Here is a 26166-nt window from a genome sequence, read left to right as displayed (position 1 = left end):
GCTTCGTATGTTTGCCATAATAATTGCATATAATCCTATCCTCCTATAAGAAAGCGCTTTTATAAGATTATAATACGTTGCACAAGTAATTAGCAATAAATAGAAAAGGGAGTGGGACAGAAATCTGATTTTGAAAAAATGATTTTGTCGTCCCACCCCGGCAAGGATGACTAGCATTGAAAAAAGCTTGGTTTAAAGCGCATTTTCAATACAGTCAGCTACTGCCAAAATGAAAAAAGGTTGGGACAAATTGATATTATCCCAACCTTTTTTTACTGTAGTTGTTCAATGGTTTGAAAACCAATTAGCGTTTAAGCGGCTAAATTATCCAATTACGACGACGCTTGATGATTGCATTGCAATGTTATTTAGTATATACATCTTGATATGCTTCGTTTTTTTCAATGACATTTTGTGCAAATGGACATGTTGCAGATACAGTTAAATTATTGTCTCGTGCATAGTCGACGACAGCTTTCACTAATTTTGAACCGAGTCCTTGTCCGCCTAATTCTTTTGGTACACCAGTGTGATCAATATCTATTTGATTAGGACTTACTTCTGTAAAAGTGATTTCTGCTTGGCGATTGTCTTCGTTCTCTCCGACATAAAATTTATTATGACCTTGTTTAATTTCCGTCATATTAAGACCCCCAGTTTTTTAACTTATAATACTTATATCACTAAGTTATATTTTAAAACATAGATAAGTATAATAAAAAATAGAGATTACATAGTATAAATAATTTTCATTGAAATATTGTGAAAATAAGTTTATAGTTTTAACGGAATAATTTCGTTTTGGAGGCGCAAATGTGAAAAAATCTTTGTTAATTATAGCGGTTATAGTGTTTAGTGTCACCTTAACAGCATGTAATCAAAATACAAAACAACAGTATAAAGTAAGTACTTCGAACAAACTCGAAATATACACTACAGTGTTTGCATTTCAAAGCTTTGCCAAAGATATTGGTGGAAAATATGTAAATGTACAAAGTTTATATCCTCCAGGTGCAGATACACATAGTTATGAGCCCACGCAACGTAATATGATTGATATCGCGAAAAGTGACTTGTTTATTTATTCTAGTGAAGATATGGACCCTGTAGCGAAAAAAATTGCGAGTTCTATTACTAACGAACAATTGAAATTACCTGTAGCGGATGCAATTAATCATGAGGAGTTATTGGCTACTGGCGATCACAACCACGAACATGGAGATGAACATAAACACGAGCATGAAGAAGAAGCAGGTAAAGATCCACATGTTTGGTTAGACCCTAAATTAAATAAACAATTTACTAAAACTATTAAAGATGAATTAGTAGCTAAAGATCCTAAGCATAGTGCGTATTATGAGAAAAATTACCGTAAGCTCAACAAAGATATTGATCAAATTGATCGTCAATTAAAAACGATTACGACAAATCCTAAAAGAGACACTGTTATAATATCCCATGATTCTATAGGTTATTTGGCACGACGTTACAATTTTAATCAGGTCGGCGTTACAGGAATGAATAATGAAGATCCAAGTCAACAAGAATTAATGGAAATCATCAAGCATGTAAAAGAAACACAACAACCATATTTGCTTTATGAGCAAAACATTTCTTCGAAAATTACCGATGTGATTAAAAAAGAAACAAACACTACACCTGTACCATTTAACAACTTAACTACATTAGCACCAGAAGATAAGGATAATAATAATGTGAGCTATCAATCTATTATGCATCAAAATATTGATTCTTTAGACAAAGCATTGAATAACTAAATTAAAGCAGCAGGAACAAAATATTTGTTCTTGCTGCTTTTTTATATTTTATGATGTAGTTGGATTAGTTAGGAATTTTAATCATAACGAATATACGACACTGTCGTATTATAATATTCTTCAAAACCATGAACACCATCAGCGCCACCCAAGCCTGATTCTCGCCATCCTGCATGGAATCCATTAACAGCTTCTTCTGCTTCGCAGTTAGCGTACACTTCACCAAATTTCAGCAATTCTGATGCACGCATCACTTCTTGGAGATTCTCTGAAAAAATGTATGAAGACAGTCCGGCATTTGTATCATTAGCTAAATTAATAACTTCATGAAAATCATCATAAGTCATGATAGGTAGTACTGGTCCAAAAATTTCATTAGTAAAAGCTGCATGTTCGGGTTGTACTTTATCTAAAATAGTAGGTGCATAGTAGTAGCCATCTCTATTTAAAATTTCACCACCAAGTACCAATTGGGCACCTTCTTGAATAGATTGTTGCACGGTATTATGAATGTGATCTAATTGTTTTTGGTTAATAATAGCTCCTAAATCGGTTTGTTCATCAAATGGATCACCAACTGTTAATTGTTCCATTTTAGCTTTCAATTTAGAAAGAAATTCATCATGCACTTGTTCATGAACAAAAATACGTTCCGGACATGTACAAACTTGACCGGCATTATTAATACGAGCAGTGACAATATAATCAACTGCTTTATCTAAATCTGCATCTGCAGTAACGATTGCAGGGGCATTACCACCTAATTCCAAATTCACTTTTTTAACATTACTGGCACTAGCTTCATATACTGATTTACCAGCACGCATACTTCCAGTTAGAGAAATGAGTTGAATATCTGGATGTTTAGCTAACTGTGTACCTACAGTTTCACCAGTTCCGGGAATAATTTGAATAAGACCAGCAGGAATAGCAGATTGAATAAATAATTCAGCTAATTTAAGAGTGATTAGAGAAGTTTCTTCACTAGGTTTAATTATCACCGAACAACCTGTAATTATAGCCGGTATGACTTTACGCATAAGTACCATAATCGGGGCATTCCATGGCACTATACCAGCAGTAACACCGATAGGCTTTTTCGTTAAGTGAATCAGTTCATTGTCACGATTGCTCTGTAGCACCTCACCCTTATTTTGCATACTTAGACTGGACATATAATCTATAAATTTAATGGATTTATGAATTTCACCAAGTGCTGAAGATAAAAGCTTACCTTGTTCTTTCACGTATAATTCAGCTAATTCATTTTTATTATTTTCTAATAAAGGAATGAGCATTTTAACATGTTCTGCACGTGTTGGTTGAGGAACTTTTTCCCATTCTAGTTGTGCTTCTTGTGATTTTGCGACTGCAATATTAACATCGTTTTCGTTTGCAAAAGTAATGGTATCAAACACTTGACCGGTAGCAGGATTTACCACATCCATCGTTTCTGTTGATTCGCTAGCAATAAATTCATTATTGATAAATAGTTGATTCATCTTAAACACCTCCACAGTATATAAGTACCACATGATGAAGTACAAAAAACTGTGAAAAGTAATATGCATATATTTAGTAATTTATTAATGGAAGAGAAGAGGGAAATATTTCAGTATATTTTTTATACTTAAATGGTTGACTTTTTAAAATAACGATTATATAATTATCTCGAATTCGAAATAAAATGAAAGTTGGTGATGAGATGGATAGAACAAAGTCATCTATGAATGCATTTATTGGATTAAATAGAACTTTAGATTATTTGGAAAAAATAGTGCGCGAAGATGTGAAGCAATACGGATTAAATATTACAGAATTTGCGGTACTAGAATTACTTTATAATAAAGGTGATCAACCTATTCAACGCATTCGAGAACGTGTACTTATAGCTAGTAGTAGTATTAGCTACGTTGTTGATAAGCTAGAGGAAAAAGGGTGCGTGACCCGTATTAGAAATCAACAGGATAAACGTATAATCAATGCTTCATTGACACAACAAGGGCGTCGCATTATGGATGAGATCTTTCCGAAACATGCTGAGACCATCCAATCAACATTTTCAATCTTAACAGACGAAGAATTACAAACATTGCAAAATACACTCAAAAAGTTAAGTGCTCCTACAAATAATAAGTAGGTAGCAAAATTTTTTCACAAAAACAATCTCGATTTCGAGATAAAAACTAAGAAAGAAGGATTTATTATGACAAACAATTCATTATTAGGTATTCATCACGTTACAGCAATTACAGATGACGCAGAACGTAACTATAAATTTTTTACTGATGTATTAGGTATGAGACTTGTGAAGAAAACAGTAAACCAAGATGATATATACACGTACCACACATTCTTTGCAGATGATGTTGGATCCGCAGGAACAGATATGACATTTTTTGATTTTCCTAATGTACCTAAAGGTATTGGAGGTACAAACTCAATTAGTAGACCGTCATTCCGTGTGCCAAATGATGAAGCATTAAGTTATTATGCACAGCGTTTTGATGAATTTGGTGTGAAACACGACGGTGTACAAAGTCTATTTGATAAAAAAGTACTACCATTTGAAGAAGCGGATGGACAATTATATCAATTAGTTTCCGATGAGAATAACAAAGGTGTAGCACCTGGTATACCTTGGGAAAATGGTCCAGTGCCGACAGATAAAGCAATTTATGGATTAGGACCTATTGAAATTACTGTAAGTTATTTTGAGGATTTCAAAAAAATCTTAGAAAATGTTTATGGTATGCAAACAATTGTTGAAGAAACTGACGTTGCACTATTAAATGTAGGTGAAGGTGGCAATGGTGGACAAGTCATTTTAAGAAAAGATACTGAAACACCAGAAGCTAGACAAGGATATGGTGAAGTACATCACGTTTCATTTAGAGTGAAAGATCATGATGCTATTCAAGCATGGCACGACAAATATACAGAATTAGGTATTGGTAACTCAGGTTTAGTAGATCGTTTTTATTTTGAAGCACTTTATGCACGCATTGGTCATATATTGATCGAAGTATCTACAGACGGTCCAGGATTTATGGGTGACGAGCCATATGAAACATTAGGTGAAGCATTATCATTACCACCGTTTTTAGAAAATCAACGTGACTATATTGAATCAGAAATTCGTCCATTTAACACTAAACGTAATCATGATAAATAAAAGGAGGGCTTGATTTGGAAGCAATTAAACACATTCATCATATATCAGCTATCGTAGGTAATCCAGAAGAGAATATTCGTTTTTATAGAGATATTTTAAATTTAAAACTAATCAAAAAAACAGTGAATTTTGATGATCCAGGGACTTACCATTTATATTTTTCAAATAACTCAGTAGCTAATGGTACGATACTAACCTTTTTCAATTGGCCAAACCATGTAAAAGGTCAAGTAGGTGCAGGCCAAGTTGAGACTATTGCTTTTAGAATACCCCAAGGTACTATGGATCTTTGGGAACAGCACTTAAATAATCATGCTATTACGACTAAACGCAATCAACTCTTTGATCAGGAAACACTCGTGTTTAAAGATACACATGATTTGCCTTTAGCACTTGTGGAGAGTGAAACGACGAGTGATAATCATGACATTATAGGCTTTCATGGTGTCACTATGTTATCTAGTAATCCAGTACAAACTATAGCTACATTAACAAATGATATGGGTCTTTCAGAAGTCAATGACAGCAATGTATCAGTACACTTGACGACTGCAGGCGAATGGCAACATCACGTTATAGTACACAAAACCACTCCAGAAAAGCGAGTACGTTGGGGCACAGGTGTCGTACACCACATAGCTTGGTCTATGCCAACAAACGAAACACAACTTGCGTGGCGTGAACAGTTGAGTAACAAAGGCTATCATTTAACTGAAGTTAAAGATCGTAATTATTTTAATGCAGTGTATATGAAAGAACATGGTGATATTATTTTTGAATTTGCTACAGATGGTCCTGGATTTACAGTAGATGAACCATTCGATGAATTAGGTACTCATCTCATGTTACCGCCACAATATGAAGAACGTAGAGAAGAATTATTAAAAATATTACCACCTATTAATATTTAAAATTAATTAAAGGAGAGATAGGAATGGAACACATTTTTAAGCAAGGACAACCTGATGCACCAACATTTATCTTATTACATGGCACAGGCGGGGACGAAAATGATTTATTACCATTAGCACAAGTGCTGAACCCAGACTATAATGTGTTAAGTATCCGAGGGGAAGTATCTGAAAATGGTATGAACCGTTTTTTTAAACGCCACGGAGAAGGACAATATGATGTAGAAGATTTAAATTATCGTACAGATCGTATATTGGCATTTCTGTCAGAAGCTGCTGAAAAATATGAATTTGATTTAAGCAAAGCAGTGCCAGTTGGTTTTTCAAATGGTTCTAATATTGCTATCAGTATGATGCTACGAGAAAATACTACATTTAAGAAGGCGTTATTGTATGCACCACTATATCCAATAGAAATAACAACAAATAAAGATTTTAGTGATGCTCAAATTTTACTGTCAATGGGTGAAAATGATCCGATTGTACCTTTAGCTGAAAGTAAAAGAGTGATTGATATCTTCAGTTCTCGTGGTGCAGATGTGACAACAGTATGGGTCAATAGTCATGAATTAACTCAGTCGGGTGTTGTTGCTGGTCAAGAAGTATTAAATAACTAAAACAGTGTATAGATAACATATAACAGTTCAAACTGAAGTTGTGTCATCGATGCAGATAAATGATTAAGTTGATTTATCTAAACGATGTAGCGCAACTTCAGTTTTTTTGATGTCAGGTGTGGTATAGAGAGATTGTAATGGCTGGTACTAAACTGACATTACGAAGAGGATAAATATAAAACTAAATGAGTGCATTGTTGATTATTGTTTGATAATATAGCACCTTGTCCGTATAAAAATGAGGAGGCACGTAATATGTCGTTATTGCATTTGCCGTTAATGCTAGTGATTGTAATATTTTTGGCATTAGGTATTTTTAGTCAATGGCTAGCAAGTAGAATTAAATGGCCATCAATCGTTGTTATGGCAATTGTTGGCTTGTTAGTAGGGCCGATATTTGGGTTAATCAATCCTCAAGAAAGTTTGGGGCAAGATGTTTTTAGCTCACTTGTCTCACTTGCTGTTGCTATTATCTTATTTGAAGGTAGTAGTAATTTAGACTTTCGTGAAATTAAATATATATCAAAAGCTGTCATACGTATTATTACAATAGGTGCGATTCTTGCTTGGATATTAGGAACACTAGCATTACATTATATATTAGATTTTTCATTAGTTATTTCATTAGTGCTAGGTGGTCTATTTTTAATCACAGGACCTACTGTGATTCAACCGTTATTGAAACAAGCGAAAGTGCATAAAAACGTCGATTCTATTTTACGTTGGGAAAGTATAATATTAGACCCAATTGGGCCGATGATAGCATTAGGCGCATTTTATGTTTTTGATCTTGTACAACAAGGCTTTAATATAACTATTTTATTTAAATTCTTATTGAGCTTTTTAATCGCTATTGTTATTGGATTTGCTGCTTCTTATCTATTTATGTGGTTAATTAAAAAGGATTTAATTCCACAAAATTTGATGCCGTCGATTCAATTAATATTTATTCTATTAATATTTGCGATCTGTGATGAAATATTACCTGAGTCAGGGTTGCTTGCGGTTACTATTTTTGGATTGATGATGGCACGAATGAAACGTCATGATTTGATTTTTCAGGAATCTGATCACTTTATTGAAAATACATCTTCCATTATGGTATCGACCGTATTTATATTAATTACATCTTCGTTAACACTTGAGGTGTTAACACAATTAATCTCTTGGAAGCTATTTATATTTTGTGTAGCAATGATTTTAATTGTACGTCCAATTTCTATATTATTTGCAACTATTAATACAGAAATTTCGAAGCGGGAACGCGCGATGGTATCAATGATGGCTCCAAGAGGGATTGTGGTACTCACAGTGGCACAATTTTTCGCAGGGCTATTTATTGAACAAAAAGCACCATTAGCTGAATTAATTACACCTGTAACTTTTGGTTTAGTATTTGTTACTGTAGTTATATATGGTTTCAGTTTCTTACCAATTAGTAAATTAATGAGAGTCTCTAGTGTAGAACCTCCAGGCGTTATTATAGTAGGTGAAAGTGAGTTTGCGTATCATTTAGGAGCTAAATTACGAGAACATCAAATACCAGTTATGACTTTTAATTTATTTTCAAATAATAAATTACGTGCGCAAGAATTAGGTTTCGAAATATTTGAAGGAAACCTCCTATCTAGTAATGATCGTATTTACTCTGATTTATCGCGATACCATACTTGTTTATTAATGACACAATCCTTTGTATTTAACAGCTTAGCATTTAATGAACTCGTGCCCGAATTTGGATTGAAAAACGTAGATATGATGCCTGTATCATTTAATAGTGAACAAGCAAGGCGTAATGTAGAAGGCCCCATTAAAAATCATATCTTATTTGATGATCAAATGACTTCACGATGGTTTAATAACTACATTACTAAATATAATATTTTAGAAATACCTGCAAATCAAAAAGCAACTTTAACCCCAAATGACATGGTGTTATATCATATTAGTGACTCACGTGTTGTTACATTTAAACGTCATCATTCAAAACCATTAGAAACTAATGACGGTGTTATTGGTTATTTAAAAGATGCGTATAACAACCAAAATTTATAAAGAAAAAGCCTAGAACATGTGTTATGTTTCAGGATTAGACTGTCGACAAAGTCTCTGACTTTGTTGGCAGTTTTTTATGCACGCTTTCCGCGGGCACTGCCTTAGCCAGTAGTCTGTGGCTAGTGCTATTCCGGCAGGAGTCGGCAAAAACCACTGCCAATATTATAAGATCTAAATTAAACAATGGTTGTGATTATTATGTTGAATAAACTAATTGATAAATGAGATTAACATAAATCATTTCTATCTCTGGATTATTTACTAATCATCTTATATAAAATAAGTCGATGCCATATTGGATTTATACTATATTTAAAACTGTTGATAAAGTCTCTGACTTTGTTGGCAGTTTTTTGCACCGGCAAAAACCACTGCCAATATTATAAATATTATAGCAACATCTTATAATATATGATTAAACAATAGTGGTTATTATGCAGGCAAACATTGCCAAAAAATTTTGATGATGCAAAAATAAACCCTTCACATTAATTTGCGAAGGGTTTGTTTATGTTGCAGGCTTATTTAATATAAGTGAAATGATGCTTGTAGCATAAGTTGAATATAGTAATTTTGAAGTTATTTAGTCTAAAAATCGATCATGCATAAGTTCTTTTAAAATGATGATTTTCTCTTGTAATTCTTGACCGGAATTGGTATCTCTAATTTTTTTACGTTCCAATTCTTTATCGACCACTCGGCGTGTTGATAGTTCATCCTCACCATTTAATAAAACGTTATCTTTCGAATTGAAATGTTGATGGGCGACTAATTGCATACCGAATGAATTGTACAATAAGGTATAACCTGCGATGCCGGTTGTCGATTGATAGGCTTTAGAGAAGCCCCCATCAATGACAATCATCTTACCATCAGCTTTGATTGGATTTTCACCATCTATTTCTTTAACAGGTGTATGCCCATTAATAATATGTCCAGTTTCAGGGTTTAAACCAAAATCTTTCAACATTTTTTTACACATATCAATATCTTCACGTAAGTAATAATATGGATTTTTAGTTTCCTTATGTGCAGCCTTATCAGCAATGAAATAACGTTCAAATGTTGTCATTGCACGTTTTCCAAATAATGAAGAATATTTACCAGTCCATAAATACCAAACTAAATCAGTAGCTAAATCATCATGGCGGTCTTTATGGTCAAAAGCTTCACGCACATAGTTTTCAAAATGATCGAGTAAATCGCGGCCGTAATGTTTTACACCATCAATAGTCATAGCTTCCATTTCTCCATCTTGATCAACAGGAATACAACCATGAATTAGTAAATTGCCATTATAAGGTAAATACAACGTACCTTTTTGCATTAAGAAAGTCATATGACGTTTTAGTTTTTCTGATTGTTGAACTGACAATAATAATTTATCCATTACATCTGCTTCTTCATCTGTTAAGCGATTTGGGTCTTCTGGGTCTACCGTTTGGAAGCAAGTATTTGTTAATGGATATGTTTTACCGTACAGAGTTGCTGTATTTTTATCAAAATCAATGCTCTCTAGTACAAGACGTTCTTCCATTTCAAAGTCAGGACGGCGTTTAATAATCGGTGCTTCCAATTTGAATTGGATTATCGCAATAGCTTGGTGCAATTTGGTTAGTTGTGCGAGTTCTAATTGTGAAGCTTGTTCCCCGTCAGCGACTTTGTTTTTAGGATAAAAGGCTTTATTATCCCCGCTATAGTATTTTTCAGCTAAAGTTAGTAAAGGTCGTAAATTGATGCCGTACGCATCTTCGATAATGTTCAAGTTATCGTAACGCGCACAAATACGTAGTAAATTTGCTAAACAAACTTTAGATCCTGCGTAAGCACCCATCCATAGCACATCATGATTACCCCATTGTACGTCTACAGAAGGGTAGTTAATCAATGTTTCCATAATTTTATCTGGTTCTGGTCCACGATCATAAATATCTCCAACAACATGTAAGTGATCAACGACTAAATGTTGCACTGTGAATGATAACCCAATAATTAAATCATCTGATTGTTCTAACTCAATAATTTGGTTAATTAACGTATCGTAATATGATTTTTTGTTGTTGTATTTATTACTTTTATATAGTAACTCTTCAATAATAAACACGTAATTTTTAGGTAATGATTTTCTTAACTTGGTGCGTGTATATTTGGAAGATGCGTATGTAATGAGCTTGATTAAACGGCTGATGGCTGTGATATACCATTCATTTAATTCACTTTTGGAATTAAAGCTATTTTTGATAAGTTTTAATTTTTCTTCAGGATAATATACTAACGCAGCAAAATCATTAATCTCTTTGCGTGTTAATGTATCTTGAAAGATATCATTAATTTTAGATCGAACATTGCCTGAGCCATTTCTTAACACATGTTGGAACGCATGGAATTCGCCATGCAAGTCACTGACAAAATGTTCTGTTCCTTTAGGTAACTCTAAAATAGATTCTAAGTTAATAATTTCCGTAGCTAATGCAGCTTTTGTCTGAAATCGCTCAGACAATAAATCTAAATACCTACTTCTTACACTTTGTTCTGACGCTTTTCTCATATGAATTTGTCACTCCAGTTGTATTATTGTAATTATTTTAACATGTTTGTAAAACGCTTACACTATGTCTACATTATTTTATTTTCTACTCTACCATTATATGATGAATAATTAATATTTTCTAAAAAATGAACTGCTTTTAATATTTAGTATGAGTTAGTGGATAAATGTGATTCAAATGAGTAGTTAAAGCTTAATCATCTGATGTTACTCAAATATAAAAAATCGTGTATTTACATATAACTTTTTATAAAAAAGTAAATTTCATATTTACAAAAAAGTTATTAAACACCATTAGTGTATAAATACACATTTTATTATTGTGGGTTATAAATGCTGTTATATCAATGTTTATAGCGTTGTCAGATGCGTTAGTAATAAAAATTTACACAAGAATTTGCAAAAAGCACTTTAAAATTATCGATATTTTTGTATAATAAATGCATGTAACAAAATTATGAATTAAGGGAGTTAATATCATGCTAACATTGGGAAGTACTTTGTCGAGTCAGGTTAATCCTGATTGGCAGACCTATATTATGCTTGCCTTGTATTTTATTATTCTTCTAATAATAGGATATTATGGTTATAAAAAAGCAACTGGCAATATTAGTGAGTATATGCTCGGGGGCAGAAGTATTGGACCATATGTGACCGCATTATCTGCAGGGGCATCAGATATGAGTGGTTGGATGATTATGGGACTACCTGGAGAAGTTTATACTACTGGACTTTCTGCAGCATGGCTTGCAATTGGCCTAACGATTGGAGCATACATAAATTATATTGTAGTAGCGCCTAGACTACGTGTATATACTGAAAAGGCTGGAGACGCAATTACGTTGCCTGACTTTTTCAAGAATCGTTTAAATGATAAAGCAAACGTGATTAAGATTATTTCCGGTGCTATCATTGTTATATTTTTTACATTATACACACACTCAGGTATGGTTTCTGGCGGAAAGTTATTTGATAGCGCATTTGGTTTAGACTATCACTTAGGTTTAATTTTAGTTGCAGTAATTGTTATTGCTTATACATTTTTTGGTGGCTATTTAGCTGTATCATTAACAGACTTTTTCCAAGGGGTAATTATGTTAATCGCTATGGTTATGGTACCAATCGTAACAATGATGCAACTAAATGGTTTAGACACATTGTCTCAAGCAGCTGAACTTAAGCCTACCAATTTAGATTTATTTAAAGGTACTACAGTGATTGGTATTATTTCGTTTTTTGCATGGGGACTAGGATATTTTGGTCAACCGCATATTATTGTTCGTTTTATGTCAATCAAGTCTGTAAAACAACTCGCTACAGCTAGACGCTTTGGAATTGGTTGGATGGCAATTAGTTTATTAGGAGCAGTTGGGGTTGGTTTAGTAGGTATCACATTCATTAACCAACAAAATGTGGAACTACAAGATCCGGAAACATTATTTATTTTAATGAGTCAAGTTTTATTCCATCCGTTAGTAGGGGGGTTCCTATTAGCAGCAATTTTGGCAGCTATAATGAGTACGATTTCTTCTCAATTACTTGTTACATCTAGTTCTTTAACCGAAGATTTCTACAAGCTTATTCGTGGAGAGGAAGCAGCCAAAAAACACGAAAAAGAATTTGTGTTTGTAGGTAGAATGTCTGTTATCTTAGTATCGATTGTGTCTATAGCAATTGCATGGTCACCGAATGATACAATTTTAAATTTGGTTGGTAATGCATGGGCAGGTTTTGGTGCCTCATTTGGACCTTTAGTTCTATTATCGTTATATTGGAAAGGTTTGAGCCGTACTGGTGCAGTTTCAGGTATGTTATCAGGAGCTGTCGTTGTAATATTATGGATTGTCTTTGTTAAGCCACTTGGCGCAACAAATGATTTCTTTAATTTATACGAAATCGTACCTGGTTTCTTAACAAGTTTAATTGTTACAGTTGTGGTGAGTATGTTCACGAAAAAACCTGATTTAGATGTTGCAGCAGAACTGAAAGAAGTAAGTGATATAGTAAAAAATGCCAAATAGAAGGCACAGAAACTTATGCTGATTCATAAGGTGTCTTTTATTTTATAACAGTGCATTTAAGGGGTTAAATCACTGTTAAACAATGGGAGAAATATAAAAATAGATCGTGTCTAGGATAGCAAAAAGGGGCTTCATCCTAGAAGAAAAATTAAAACAAGCGTGTTAGCCAGTAAAGGCTGACACGCTTTTTAATTCTTTGTGCTTTCGGTATTACGCTTTTTGTAAAAGGTGAAGATAATGGAGATTACTGCAATAATAATGATAATATACATGACATATGAATAAGTATGTAATCCATTCATTAATACATCCCAACTGCCACTTAACATTTTGCCTAAGTAAATTAAAGCAAGATTCCAAATCGTTGTCCCTATAAGGGATAGTGTAATAAATTTGAAAACATTCATTTTATTGATCCCAGCAGGAATAGTAATCAACACACGTAAAACTGGGATAAATCTACAAATAAAAACTGCCCAAGCACCATATTTCGTAAACCATTGATTTGCTTTTTCCACATCTTTACCTTTCAATTTTAACCACTTTCCGTAGTTATCTACAAAGCGATATAACCATGCTTCAGATACTAATCTACTTATAAAGTATAAAATGAGTAGACCAACAAATGAGGCAAGTGTAGAAATAATAAATAACAATGACAGAGAAAGCTCTGATTTAACTGTCATTAAACCTGCAAAAGTTAAAATAATTTCAGAAGGGATAAATGGTAAAACATTTTCTAGCAATATTAAAATAGTAATGGCTAAATATCCCCATGAGCTAATAAAATCTGTCAATAGATGTTCCATAATAGTGTTTTAAGACTCCTTTGTAATTGTAAACATTATAGCTTTAAAAAAGTACATCCATATTATAAGGTATTTTACTATAATGACCTAATAATATCTCAATATTTTGCAACAAGCGATATAATAGCAAGAATTATTATTCATCCAAAAATGTTTAGGAAATTTCAAAAAAACGTTGTAAACGCTTACAATTTGTGCTAATATCGATTCATGATAATAAACAATAGGTCATATGATGAGTGTGGCTTTGGTAGAAAGTTGGGACATTATGAAGGAAAAAAGGAGTAATATTAGATGGTACTTTGCGCTAGCATTTTTCGTAATAGGTGTTATCGCATACATAGATAGATCAAACATTTCAATTATAGCAGGTCCTATGATGAAAGACTTAGGAATGAATAAAACACAATTTGGATTACTCGCGTCGCTGTTTTCTTTAGGATATGCATTGATGCAAGTTCCTTCTGGTTTTTTAGCTGAAAAGTTTGGCCCGAGAAAAATGCTTACAATAGCATTAGTATGGTGGAGTGCTTTTACCATTTTGACAGGTGTTGTTAAGAATCACGGTATGCTTTATGCAGTTCGTTTCTTATTTGGTGTTGGTGAAGCACCGATGTATCCGTCAAATGCAGTATTTAATTCTTTCTGGTTTGGTAAAGGGGAAAAGGGTCGTGCTTCTAGTATGCTATTAGCAGGTTCATATTTTGGACCAGTTATAGCGCCGGTTATAACAATCGCGATAGTAACCGCGTTTGGTTGGGAAGCAGTCTTCTATATCTTTGGTTTTATAGGCTTTGTAATTGCAATTCTTTGGGCAGTGATAGCTAAAGATTTACCTGAACAACACAAAATGGTTAATGAAGCTGAAAAACGTTTTATTATGGAAAACCGTGATGTAGTATCGACTGAAAAGAGTGTTGCACCGTGGAATATCTTTTTAAAAAGAGGCGGATTCTATGCGATAGCAGCACAATACTTTGTAGTTCAGTTTGTTATTGGGCTTTTCTTGATTTGGTTGCCTACATATTTAACGGAGCAACATGGTGTGAAATTAGAAGATTTAGGATTTGTTGCAGGTGCACCATGGTTTGTTATGTTCATACTAATTATTCTAGGTGGCATCATTTCAGATAAAATTTTACAACAAGGCACTTCGAAATTTATGGCGCGTGGTGTAATAGCTATTTTTGGCTTTGTAGTATTTTGTATTTCTTTAATCTTCGCATTAAAAACTGATGATTTATATGTGAATGTCTTTTGGTTATCGTTATGTTTAGGTGGTATAGGTATGTCTATGGGTATGAGTTGGGCAGCAGCTACAGATTTAGGACGTAACTTCGCAGGTACTGTTTCAGGTTGGATGAATTTATGGGGCAATATTGGTGCATTACTGAGCCCATTACTTGCAGGTTTCTTGGCGGACCGAATTGGTTGGACTATGACATTACAACTCATTATTATCCCAGTTGTGTTTGCAATTATTATGTGGTTCTTTGTTAAACCAGATAAGCCATTAACTAAAAGTTAAGTTCAATGAGTTGAAAATAGTATAAAATGCGAATATACTTAATAAGTATTATTCTATTACCTTTGGAGGCTGCATTTTATGATAATTATCAATGCAATAATGAAAGTACAATCAGAGTACAGAGAACAATATTTAACATTAGTTCAGCCGTTGATTCAAGCAGCGAACGCAGAAGAAGGCTCATTATATTATGAACATTTTGAAAAGACAGATGAGCCAAATACGTTTGTAATGATTGAACATTATAAAGACCAAGCAGCAGTAGAAGCGCATAATGCTTCAGAGCACTTTAAAACATTCTTTGGACAAGTGAGTGAGCTATTAAGCGCAAAACCTGATATTGTGGTGGCTCAGCCAATTCAATAACAAAAAGATTTGTCCAGTAATTAAATACGATTAATTTAAGTAGCGAAACTATAATAACGTGATAATCGTTATTATAGTTTCGTGCTTTTTATTGATGGAATGAAATAAGAAACATTCATAACACGCAATAGAGTAGCAGTAGAGACACACCATAATATTCACTTCGTTACTCAGAAACATGGAAGTTGTGAGATTGTAAATATGTTGTGTATAATATAATGAAAAGTTGTTTTAAATCAACCGATGTTAAACATAATAGTTAAGTTTATTTACCCAAGGAGGTAATGATAATGTTATATCAACATGGAACATTAGGAACATTAATGGCAGGCATGTTGGAAGGCACTGCTACAATTAATTCTATTTTAGAGCATGGAGATTTGGGTATTGGTACCTTGTCTGGTTCAGACGGTGAAGTTATTATTTTAGATGGCACTGCTTATCATGCGAATGAATATAATGAATTTCGTACTTTAACAGGTACAGAACTGACACCATTTGCTACAGTTACACCATTCAAACCTGATATACAATTCACAACACATATTATTACAGATGATGAGACGTTATTAGATGAAGTGCTAGCCAAGGTGGGCAGTAAAAACATCTTTAATGCTGTTAAAATTACCGGTACTTTTGAAATTATGCATGTGCGCATGATGCCTCAACAACAACCTCCATACACTCGTTTAATTGAATCAGCTAAAGTACAACCTGAATTTACCAAGGAACAAATTACTGGCACTATAGTTGGCTTTTATTCCCCTCAATTGTTCCACGGTATTGCAGCAAGTGGTTTTCATTTACATTTTATTAATGATGATAAAACATTTGGTGGACATGTACTAAACTTTGAATTAAATAAGGGAACAATTGAAGTAAGTAAAATTGAAACATTAGAGCAACATTTCCCAGTAAATAATGAGGCTTTTTTGACAACAGATATTGATTACGCAAATATTGACGAAGATATTAGAGAAACAGAGTAACCCACTGTGAGGAGCGTACAATCATAAATGTACTTAATGTTTTTTAGACGCTTAGATAAACTAGGTGTCTTTTTTTGTTGAATCTATATCTAAAAAAATAAAGTTAAAAGTGATAGAATTAATAACGTGACTGAATTAAAATAATTGCTAATTCCTGTGAATTTGAAACATGATAAGACATAATACTTCTGTATAATAGCAATTAATTAAATGAATGTGTAACTCTCAAAGCGCAATATACTTAAACGTAATTTATGTAAAAACAAAATAATATAGGAGATGAAAGACATTGTTGAATTACTTACAATCGCTGATGCGCTTTAATACCATGAAAATTGATATTGGCAAAGGCTTACGCCAAGCTATATTAATGTTTATTCCATTAATGATTGGTTATCTAGTAGATTATTTTTCCATTGGTTTACTGATAGCTACAGGTACCTTAGCGCATATTTATGTATTTGGTGGCTCAGTTCGATCTAAGTTACGAATTGTCCTATTAACAACCTGTGGACTTTCTATAGCTATGGTTCTAGGTTCGTTAACGGTCAATCAACCATTGATTTTTGGAGGATTATTATTAGCTGTTACTGTTATTCCATATTACATTTTCAGTGCGCTCAATATTCCAGGGCCATCTTCTACTTTCTTTATCGTTGCATTTAGCTTGCCGATTAATTTACCTTATGCGCCGGAAGAAGCCTTAACAAGAGGGGTAGCCATGTTTATCGGGGGCTTGTTAGCTACGGTTGTTGTAGTTATTACTATTATACTAACTAAAGAATCTGCTGAATCGACTGCAATAAAAAGCGACTATAAAATGATAAAGACATTAATTCATAGTTTTAATGATCGTGATGCATTTGGAACAGTTTCACCGAAAGCAGTTGTATCATTTCGCTATACCGACAATCAGCTCATAGCAGCGAGTGGTAAAAAGTCAAAAGAATCGTCAAAATTTCAGCGTATCTTATTGTTGCACACGTTAGCACAAGGTATTTACTCTGAATTACTAGAACTTAATGGTAAAGATAGCCGTCCTTTACCTAATGAAATTAAAGAAATGGCAGATTATATTATTGATATGGTGTTATCTGATGGTAAAACGGATGCTAAGTGGTCCAAAGAAATTGCAGTAGCTTCAGAATACCAAAACCTTGTTGACCACATATTTAAAGTTGACGAAATCATAAATGCTAATGCTGATCGTGTAGAGCATGAAGTAGATATACGCGTTTCTATCTATGGGCAACGTATAATTGAAAATTTAACTTTAGATTCTTATGTTTTCCGAAATACATTACGCTATACAATTATTATGGCGATAGCCGTATTTGTAGCATTAATGTTTGATTTTGATAAAGCTTATTGGATTCCATTAAGTGCACACACAGTTCTGATCGGTGCCACAACAGTACATAGTTTTGAACGTGCAGGCTCAAGAAGTATTGGTACAATTATTGGTGTGTTAATACTATCATTAATTCTATTAAGTACACCGCCTATCCCTGTCGCTATCATCTTATTGACATTAGCTGCTGGGGTAACTGAAATTTTCGTAGGCGCTAACTATTCTTTCGCAGTTATTTTTATAACAATTCAAGTTATCTTATTAAATGGACTAGCATCCAACCATTTGACCATTTTAATTGCTTTACCACGTATTATCGATGTCATTGTAGGTGTGGTAATAGCAGTCATTGGTTTGTTAATCTTAGGTCGCAAAACAGCGTCATCTATGTTACCTGAAACCATTGCTGATGTTGTCAGAGATGAAGCAAAAGTGTTTCACTATTTATTTTCCGAAAATGGCTATCATTCTGTGAAGCAAGATAAAAAGGAAATGGTATTACTCAGTGTGAAATTAAATAATATGATTCAAGTGTATAATAGTGCAAATGGAGAAGTTGCTACTAATAAAAAACGCGTACGTTATCATTATCCAAGTATATATGCTTTAGAAGAGATTAGTTTTATGCTAAAAAGAGCATTAAATAATGCCCAAAGAGAACATATAGATGATCTGAAAATGGGGAAATACCTAGTGATTTTTGAAAATATTGCAAAGCATTTTGAAACAGGTAAGCATATTGAAAAGCAACATTTACCAGAATTACCGCAGTATGTTTATATACAAACAGCATTAAACAATATTCAAAATAATTGTGCAGAATCACGGGAATCCATTTCCTCAATCGAAACTAAATAAACTAAAAAGTGGAACAGAACTATGTAAATGTCATGGTTCTGTTTTTTACTGCTGATATTTTGCACAATGTTTAGTATTAACATTCAGTGGTAAATCAAAAGTAATGAATGGTGGTGGAGATTCAATGCCATGGACGGTGAATGATTATCCACAAAGTTGGAAAAATTTTGAGACATTGAAACGACAAAAAGCGATTGATATTGGTAATGCAATGTTAAAGAATGGTTTTGATGAAGAAAAGGCTATCCCCATAGCCACTAAACAAGCTGAACAATGGTATGACAATGCAACGCAACAAGACTTAGAAAAGTTAAAACATCACAATATTACTATTCATCAACAAGATGAATCAGCAAATCCAGATTTAAATAAGCGCGATGTCCACGTATATTACGAAGATCAAAGCTGGAAAATTAAAACGGATTGTGCCACAAAAGCATCAAATAGTTTTGCTAAAAAAGAAGATGCATTAAAGCGTGCACGAAATATAGCTGCTAATCGTAATACTGAAGTTATTGAACATACAAAAACAACTAATTAACCTCAGCGTTCTGAAAGGATAGTAAACTTTCGAACGCTTTCATAATGCCAACGCACAGTATAAAATTTACATCGACTCCCTTATAAAAAGTTCAAGTAACTTTAAATTTCCAATAATATAAGTTCGATATATTTCTGTATTGCAATAAAATTCGTTATAATAAAATTCAAGAAGAAATTAACTGGAGGATCTAAAGATGTATGTAGAACGTAAGCCTTCCAATTATTTAGAAGATTTGAGAAATGAATTTAAAGATAGTTTTAGTACATTTGAAAATTCTGATGAAGCATTTTCGGTCTTAATTGAGTTCATGAATATTGAAAATATATATAGCGCTGCTGTCAAAAAAATAAGTACAAAGTTAGATATACTCGATGATAATTTTCAGCAAATGCATAAACATAATCCAATACATCATTTAGAAAAGCGTGTTAAAGAACTGGGAAGTATTATCTCAAAATTACAACGGAAAGGTTTACCAATTTCTGTAGAGTCTGCTAACGAGCACTTACAAGATATCGCTGGTGTCCGTGTTATATGTAACTATATTGAAGATATTTATGCTATTGAAAAATTACTATTAAAGCAACCTGACATAGAATTATTAAAGCGAAAAGATTATATTGAATATCCTAAAAGTAATGGGTATCGTAGTTTACACATTGTAGTATCTATACCGGTCTACCTTACCGAAGAAGTTCAATATGTAGCCGTTGAAATTCAAATTCGTTCTATTGGAATGGACATGTGGGCAAGTTTAGAACATAAAATACGTTATAAAAATGAAGAAAATACTGAACATTACCGTAATATTTTACGTCAATGCGCCACAGATATCACATCAGTAGAGCACAAGATGCAAGATATCCATTCTGAAGTATTTAATAATAAATAATAGCTTAACCTAAAAAGAGCTTGGAACATTAATTTCGTTCCAAGCTCTTTTTTAATTGTAAAATCTTTCAAGTTGTCAAAATTTAATACCTCCCTAAAGTAGTGTTATCACGCAGTTGAATCCACTTTTAATACTAGTCTATAAAATGAAAATTGCTGGAAGCGTTTGCAATTTAGTAAAAAATATACTAATATACTTGTATACAAGTATATCGGTGTGAAGCGGAGGTGCTATAAAATGGAATTTGAATATCCTGAACAATGGTTAGAAGGTCTATCTAAAGGTGAAATGATTGCTGCTGAACTTAGATTAGGTATTGTTAAAGGGTCGATTAGTCCGGATACACTATTAACGGAAAATCAAATAGCTAAAGCATATAATGTGAGCCGATCACCTGTTAGAGATGCTTTTAAGTTGTTAAACCAAGACCAGCTGATACATTTAGAACGTATGGGAGCAGAGGTTTTACCGTTTGGAGAAAAAGAAAAAAAAGAGCTATATGATTTTCGAATTATGTTAGAATCTTTTGCTTTTTCACGCATAAAAGACCAAGAACATAGTCAAGTAGTAAAAGAGTTAAAAAAACAACTTGAAATGATGAAAGTAGCGGTAAAGTTTGAAGATGCGGAATCTTTTACAGAACATGATATTAAATTTCATGAAGTGACAATTTTAGCGTCAAAACACCAATACTTAAAAACATATTGGAATCATTTGAGGCCAGTTATGGAATCTCTCATATTATTATCCATGCGAGAAAGAATGAACGAAAACATTAAAGATTTTGAACGTATTCACCATAATCATGAAGTATTTATCGAAGCTGTAGAGCATAAAGATACTAATAAATTACGTCATGCATTTCATTTAAATTTTGATGACGTCGGTGAAAATATAGAAAGTTTTTGGTTACGTTAATGAATTACCAGAATTGCTTAGGAGATGAACGAAATGAAATATATGATAGGTGTCGATGTTGGAACAACAAGTACCAAATCAGTATTATATGACGAACATGGTCAATTTATTATGAAACACAATATTGGTTATCAGTTGCATACACCTAATGTCGATGTTTCAGAAGAAAATCCTGATGAACTATTTGATGCAGTGTTAATGACTGTTAAATACATTGTTAGAGAATCAGGAATAGCAAAAGATGATATCAAATTAATCTCTTTTAGTGCCCAAATGCATAGCTTGATTGCTATGGATGCACAACATAAACGACTTACTGAAAATTTAACATGGGCAGATAATAGAGCGAGTAAGTATGCGGATCTTATCAACCGGGAACACAATGGTTTCGATATTTATCAACGTACAGGTACACCGATTCATCCTATGTCCCCTTTATCAAAAATATTTTGGATGCAACATGAGCAACAAAATACATTTAAACAAACAGCGAAGTTTGTAGATATTAAAACGTATATTTTTTACCAATTATATGAACAATACGTCATTGACCAATCTATGGCGTCAGCTACTGGGATGTTGAATTTAGACTCCTTACAATGGGATGAAGATGTATTAGCTTTATTAGGCATTACAACAACACAATTACCTGAGGTCGTTCCTACAACGCATATTATGAGAGGAATGAAGCATAGATATGCGACGTTAATGGGCATTAACCCGGATACGCCAGTAATCGTAGGTGCTAGCGACGGAGTATTATCTAACTTAGGTGTCAATGCATATAAAAAAGGTGAAGTTGCCGTAACTATAGGTACATCAGGTGCTATTCGTACTGTTATTGATAAACCTAGAACAGATTATAAAGGTAGAATATTTTGTTACGTCTTAACTGAAGACCATTATGTGATAGGTGGTCCTGTAAATAATGGCGGTGTAGTATTGCGATGGTTACGTGATGAGCTACTGGCTAGTGAAGTTGAAACTGCTAAACGTTTAGGAGTTGACCCATACGACGTACTTACACGTATCGCTAGTAGAGTGAAACCAGGATCAGAGGGGTTAATTTTCCATCCTTATTTAGCTGGTGAACGTGCGCCATTGTGGAATGCAGATGCACGAGGTTCATTCTTTGGTTTAACCTTGTCACATCAAAAGGAACATATGATTCGCGCTGCATTAGAAGGTGTACTTTATAATTTATACACTGTATATCTTGCATTAATTGAAGTTATGAATGAAACACCAAATACGATAAAAGCTACGGGTGGTTTTGCTAAAAGTAGTGTTTGGCGCCAAATGATGGCGGACATCTTTGATACTAAACTCAGTGTTCCTGAAAGTTATGAAAGCTCGTGCTTAGGTGCATGTGTGTTAGGTATGAAAGCATTAGGAGAAATTGAAGATTTTTCAATTATTGAAACAATGGTAGGCACAACAAATGAACATTTACCAGAACCAGAACAGGTTGAAGTCTACCAACAGCTAGTTTCTATCTTTATCAATTTAAGTCGCTCATTAGCACCGCATTATGAAGAAATTGCTGACTTCCAACGCAAATATATGGAACATGCGGAATAAATAATATTGTTTACGCACGATGCTCTTTGCTATGTGAACACAAAGAGGTGCGTAAACACTTTTAATAGAGTTTGTTTGGGAGTTTAAGTAAGCGTTATCATAAGGCAGTTAAATCTATCCTTGAAAGGGGAAATAAAAATGTTTGAAACAATTTGGCCTTTGGCTACAGTGGTAATCGGAATCGCTATCCTGTTAGCACTTATAATCTTGTTAAAATTAAATACTTTTATTGCATTAATCATTACATCAATTATTACAGCAATATTGTTAGGTATGCCATTAGATAAAATAATCGAAACAATAGAAAATGGTATGGGAAGTACATTAGGCCATATTGCACTTATCTTTGGTTTAGGTGCGATATTAGGTAAGCTACTTGCTGATGGTGGCGGTGCAACGCGTATTGCTGACACATTAATTAATAAATTTGGTCAAAAGCATGTACAATGGGCTATGATCATTGCAGCATTTATTGTCGGCATTGCACTATTTTTCGAAGTAGGACTTGTCTTGTTAATTCCATTGGTATTTACTATTGCTAAACGTGCGCAAGTTTCACAATTAAAACTTGGTTTACCTATGGTTACTGCTTTATCAGTAACACATGGATTTTTACCACCTCATCCAGGACCAGTGGTAATTGCTAAAGAATTAGAAGCTAATTTGGGACATGTATTACTTTACGGAATTATTATTGCTATACCAGTAACATTAATTGCTGGTCCATTCTTTAATAAAATTGCTCAAAAAATTACTCCGACAGCTTATACAAGAGAAGGGGATATTTCAGCTTTAGGTGCACAACAAGATTTTAAAGATAGTGAAATGCCAAGTTTTGGTGTGAGTTTAATTACAGCTATTTTACCTGTAATCTTAATGTTGATATCTACAATTGTACAACTGATTACAGGTAATGAAGAAGCCACTAATGGTTTTGAATCTGTTGTTTACTTTATAGGTACAGCAGGAACTGCAATGTTAATTGCAGTAGTCTTTGCAATCTTTTCTATGGGCGTTAAACAAGGGCGAAAAAACTCAGAAATTATGGATTCTGTGTCAAATGCAATTTATCCCATCGGTATGATGCTTTTAATTATTGGTGGTGGCGGTACATTCAAACAAGTACTCATTGACGGAGGAGTCGGTGATACAATTGCTACGTTATTTGAAGGTACTGAAATGTCTCCGATACTATTAGCGTGGATTGTTGCTTCTGTGTTAAGAATTGCATTAGGTTCAGCAACGGTTGCTGCGATTTCAACTACAGGTATCGTATTACCACTATTACAACATTCAGATGTAAATGTTGCACTCGTAGTATTAGCTATCGGTGCGGGTAGTGTAATCTTGTCTCATGTGAATGATGCAGGATTTTGGATGTTTAAAGAATACTTTGGATTAACAGTAAAAGAAACGTTTTTAACATGGTCATTATTAGAAACGATTATTTCAGTTTCAGGTATTATCTTTATCTTATTCCTAAGTTTATTTGTATAAATATCTTATTTGTTTAATAATATACATTTTAATGAATAGCTTTTATCTTTTATATTGCTGTAACAAACAATATAATAGTAAAATAGATACATGCCATATATTAAGTATGGTATGTATCTATTAGTCTAATTTATAGTGTGATTATTCAATGTAATAAACACTCAGAACGCTAACAATTTAACTGTTAGCGTTTTTTGTTTGTATATATTATGTTACTTAAATAGTAATAATTGATAAATTTAACAATTAAGTTATAGTAAGTTATAAGGGGAGGTTTATACATATGAAAAGAATTATATTAATTGCCAGCGCTTTTATAGGTGTTATTGTTGGTGCAGGGTTTGCATCAGGGCAGGAAGTGCTGCAATATTTTACGAGTTTCGGAATTATGGGGACGTTCGGTGCAGTTATTACGACAGCTATCTTTGCTTATGTTGGCATGATGCTCGTCTGGTTAGGTAGTAGGTCGAAAACAGACTCTCATAAAAAAGTTATTCATAATATTACTGGAAATTCAGTTATAGGAAGGTTATTAGGATGGGCAATTGATGTTGTCATCGTATTTACGTTATTTGGTGTTGGTGTGGTCATGATTGCAGGGGCTGGATCCAATTTAAACCAGCAGTTTAATGTGCCCCCAGTTGTAGGTACGTTATTAATGACAATATTGATCATCTTAGCAGGTATGCTTCGTGTTGATGGTGTTGTAAAGGTTATAGGTAACATCACACCATTTTTAATTATTTTTATTGTTATTATTTCTATATACAGTTTTGTGACAACAGACACATCATTTGGAGAACTACATAAAGTATCAGATGCTATTCCTTCATCATTACCACATTGGCTAGTAGCAGGTATTAATTATGCGTCATTTAATACAGCGGTAGGTGCCTCCATGGCAATTGTTATGGGAGGATCAGAAAAAAATCCGAAGGTTGCAGCGATTGGCGGCTTAGTTGGGGGTATTGCACTAGGTATTATGATAGTGTTGAGTCATTTGGCTATATTTATGCAAATTAATCATGTAGGACAAATGGATATGCCGATGTTAGGTATAGTTAATAATATTTCACCTATTTTAGGTTTCATCATGGCAATTGTAATTTTTGCGATGATCTTTAATACGGGGCTTGGTATGTTTTATGCTTTTGCGACACGTTTTACCGTAGTGAATACGAAGCGATTTAAAGTATTTTATACGGTATCTGTAATTATAGGATTATTGTTAAGCTTTGTTGGTTTTACAGATTTAGTAGCAATTTTCTATCCATTAATTGGTTATTTAGGTTTGATTTTAATTTTTGTATTAATTTATGCTCCATTTAAATTGAAATTTGGTGAAAAGCAAACGTAAACTTAAAATAAGTGAGACTTGGACATAGATCCGATTGTCAAAATAAGAGGACGAATCCTTAATATGGATTCGCCCTCTTTACATTTAAAACATTCGATTTTGACTGTGCATGCTTGCCTGGGGTATGGTTAGAGCCTGTAGTCTCTCACGCATACTATTCCCCTCGGGCGTCAACACATTTCAAAATCGGTACAATTTATATTTTGTTATTCAAAAATAAGGTCCATTGAAAACAACCAAAAAGTTAAACAAGAAGTTGGTTTAGTCTCAATGGTATTGAATTCACAAAATTTTATAAAAATAAAGCAAACGTTAAATTCTCTATCTTTTCAGATAGAAATTAACGTTTATTTTTTAATCTTTACTATGTT

The 26166-nt window shown here is 33.4% G+C and carries 21 protein-coding genes; 17 read left to right on the top strand and 4 right to left on the bottom strand.

From position 1 onward, the window contains the following. Nucleotides 1–364: 364 nt before the first annotated feature. Nucleotides 365–643 carry a GNAT family N-acetyltransferase gene (locus KA845_RS03040; RefSeq protein ID WP_002509877.1) on the bottom strand — a complete coding sequence of 93 codons (279 nt, stop codon included), beginning with the start codon at nucleotides 641–643 and terminating at the stop codon, nucleotides 365–367. Nucleotides 644–815: 172 nt separating this feature from the next. On the opposite strand from KA845_RS03040, the gene KA845_RS03035 reads away from it, so the two are divergent. Beyond that, on the top strand, nucleotides 816–1778 hold the full coding sequence (locus tag KA845_RS03035; protein WP_103388723.1) for a metal ABC transporter solute-binding protein, Zn/Mn family: 963 nt from the start codon (nucleotides 816–818) through the stop codon (nucleotides 1776–1778). 77 nt (nucleotides 1779–1855) lie between these two features. On the opposite strand, the gene aldA is transcribed toward KA845_RS03035, so the two are convergent. Continuing rightward, nucleotides 1856–3280 (bottom strand): aldehyde dehydrogenase, encoded by a 1425-nt coding sequence (gene aldA, locus KA845_RS03030; protein ID WP_167867831.1) that lies wholly within the window; start codon nucleotides 3278–3280, stop codon nucleotides 1856–1858. 203 nt (nucleotides 3281–3483) lie between these two features. On the opposite strand from aldA, the gene KA845_RS03025 reads away from it, so the two are divergent. The 5 genes from KA845_RS03025 to KA845_RS03005 all read left to right on the top strand — a co-directional run bounded on the left by KA845_RS03025 (nucleotide 3484) and on the right by KA845_RS03005 (nucleotide 8536). Further along, the gene (locus KA845_RS03025; protein ID WP_002509880.1) at nucleotides 3484–3918 is read left to right on the top strand and encodes a MarR family winged helix-turn-helix transcriptional regulator; all 435 of its coding nucleotides are present in this window, start codon (nucleotides 3484–3486) and stop codon (nucleotides 3916–3918) included. 66 nt (nucleotides 3919–3984) lie between these two features. Beyond that, nucleotides 3985–4953 carry a ring-cleaving dioxygenase MhqE gene (gene mhqE / locus KA845_RS03020; RefSeq protein WP_103388725.1) on the top strand — a complete coding sequence of 323 codons (969 nt, stop codon included), beginning with the start codon at nucleotides 3985–3987 and terminating at the stop codon, nucleotides 4951–4953. A 14-nt stretch (nucleotides 4954–4967) separates the two neighbouring features. Continuing rightward, nucleotides 4968–5864, top strand: coding sequence for a ring-cleaving dioxygenase (locus KA845_RS03015; protein WP_002509882.1), 897 nt, complete (start codon nucleotides 4968–4970; stop codon nucleotides 5862–5864). Nucleotides 5865–5887: 23 nt separating this feature from the next. After that, complete coding sequence (mhqD, locus tag KA845_RS03010; protein ID WP_021459772.1) at nucleotides 5888–6481, top strand: methylhydroquinone degradation carboxylesterase MhqD; 594 nt, start codon at nucleotides 5888–5890, stop codon at nucleotides 6479–6481. Between the two features lie 255 nt (nucleotides 6482–6736). Continuing rightward, entirely contained in the window at nucleotides 6737–8536 is a 1800-nt protein-coding gene (locus KA845_RS03005; protein WP_167867832.1) for a cation:proton antiporter, read from the top strand. Nucleotides 8537–9119: 583 nt separating this feature from the next. Here the strand turns inward: KA845_RS03005 and KA845_RS03000 are convergent. Further along, nucleotides 9120–11084 carry a fructose-1,6-bisphosphatase gene (locus tag KA845_RS03000; protein ID WP_021459770.1) on the bottom strand — a complete coding sequence of 655 codons (1965 nt, stop codon included), beginning with the start codon at nucleotides 11082–11084 and terminating at the stop codon, nucleotides 9120–9122. A gap of 479 nt (nucleotides 11085–11563) precedes the next feature. On the opposite strand from KA845_RS03000, the gene putP reads away from it, so the two are divergent. Beyond that, nucleotides 11564–13105: a sodium/proline symporter PutP gene (putP, locus tag KA845_RS02995; RefSeq protein WP_107377081.1), complete on the top strand. Its 1542-nt coding sequence runs from the start codon at nucleotides 11564–11566 to the stop codon at nucleotides 13103–13105. 188 nt (nucleotides 13106–13293) lie between these two features. Here putP and uptA read toward each other — a convergent pair whose 3' ends face one another. Next, nucleotides 13294–13914: an undecaprenyl phosphate transporter UptA gene (gene uptA / locus KA845_RS02990; RefSeq protein ID WP_103388728.1), complete on the bottom strand. Its 621-nt coding sequence runs from the start codon at nucleotides 13912–13914 to the stop codon at nucleotides 13294–13296. A 268-nt stretch (nucleotides 13915–14182) separates the two neighbouring features. Between uptA and KA845_RS02985 the strand changes: the two genes are divergently transcribed. The 10 genes from KA845_RS02985 (at nucleotide 14183) to KA845_RS02940 (ending at nucleotide 25795) form a co-directional block, all read left to right on the top strand. Further along, nucleotides 14183–15442, top strand: a complete 1260-nt coding sequence (locus KA845_RS02985; RefSeq protein WP_031266809.1) for a pyruvate MFS transporter — start codon at nucleotides 14183–14185, stop codon at nucleotides 15440–15442. 78 nt (nucleotides 15443–15520) lie between these two features. Then, entirely contained in the window at nucleotides 15521–15808 is a 288-nt protein-coding gene (locus tag KA845_RS02980; protein ID WP_002510555.1) for a putative quinol monooxygenase, read from the top strand. Nucleotides 15809–16098: 290 nt separating this feature from the next. After that, nucleotides 16099–16797: an acetolactate decarboxylase gene (gene budA / locus KA845_RS02975; RefSeq protein ID WP_002510556.1), complete on the top strand. Its 699-nt coding sequence runs from the start codon at nucleotides 16099–16101 to the stop codon at nucleotides 16795–16797. A 289-nt stretch (nucleotides 16798–17086) separates the two neighbouring features. Then, complete coding sequence (locus KA845_RS02970; protein ID WP_107377079.1) at nucleotides 17087–19006, top strand: FUSC family protein; 1920 nt, start codon at nucleotides 17087–17089, stop codon at nucleotides 19004–19006. Between the two features lie 124 nt (nucleotides 19007–19130). Beyond that, complete coding sequence (locus KA845_RS02965; protein WP_002510558.1) at nucleotides 19131–19547, top strand: DUF2188 domain-containing protein; 417 nt, start codon at nucleotides 19131–19133, stop codon at nucleotides 19545–19547. 196 nt (nucleotides 19548–19743) lie between these two features. Beyond that, nucleotides 19744–20442 carry a GTP pyrophosphokinase gene (locus tag KA845_RS02960; RefSeq protein WP_107377078.1) on the top strand — a complete coding sequence of 233 codons (699 nt, stop codon included), beginning with the start codon at nucleotides 19744–19746 and terminating at the stop codon, nucleotides 20440–20442. Between the two features lie 237 nt (nucleotides 20443–20679). Continuing rightward, nucleotides 20680–21360: a GntR family transcriptional regulator gene (locus KA845_RS02955; protein WP_002509995.1), complete on the top strand. Its 681-nt coding sequence runs from the start codon at nucleotides 20680–20682 to the stop codon at nucleotides 21358–21360. 33 nt (nucleotides 21361–21393) lie between these two features. Beyond that, nucleotides 21394–22941, top strand: a complete 1548-nt coding sequence (gene gntK, locus KA845_RS02950; protein ID WP_002509996.1) for a gluconokinase — start codon at nucleotides 21394–21396, stop codon at nucleotides 22939–22941. A 138-nt stretch (nucleotides 22942–23079) separates the two neighbouring features. Continuing rightward, complete coding sequence (locus KA845_RS02945) at nucleotides 23080–24438, top strand: gluconate:H+ symporter (RefSeq protein WP_103388731.1); 1359 nt, start codon at nucleotides 23080–23082, stop codon at nucleotides 24436–24438. A gap of 283 nt (nucleotides 24439–24721) precedes the next feature. Further along, entirely contained in the window at nucleotides 24722–25795 is a 1074-nt protein-coding gene (locus KA845_RS02940) for a YkvI family membrane protein (protein WP_103388732.1), read from the top strand. Nucleotides 25796–26166 lie beyond the last annotated feature (371 nt).

The sequence above is a fragment of the Staphylococcus sp. GDX8P114P-2 genome (assembly GCF_017892945.1).
In the GTDB taxonomy this organism is placed as follows: domain Bacteria; phylum Bacillota; class Bacilli; order Staphylococcales; family Staphylococcaceae; genus Staphylococcus; species Staphylococcus arlettae.
Note: the sequence above shows the minus strand (reverse complement) of the source record. Positions and strands in the feature narration are given on the sequence as shown.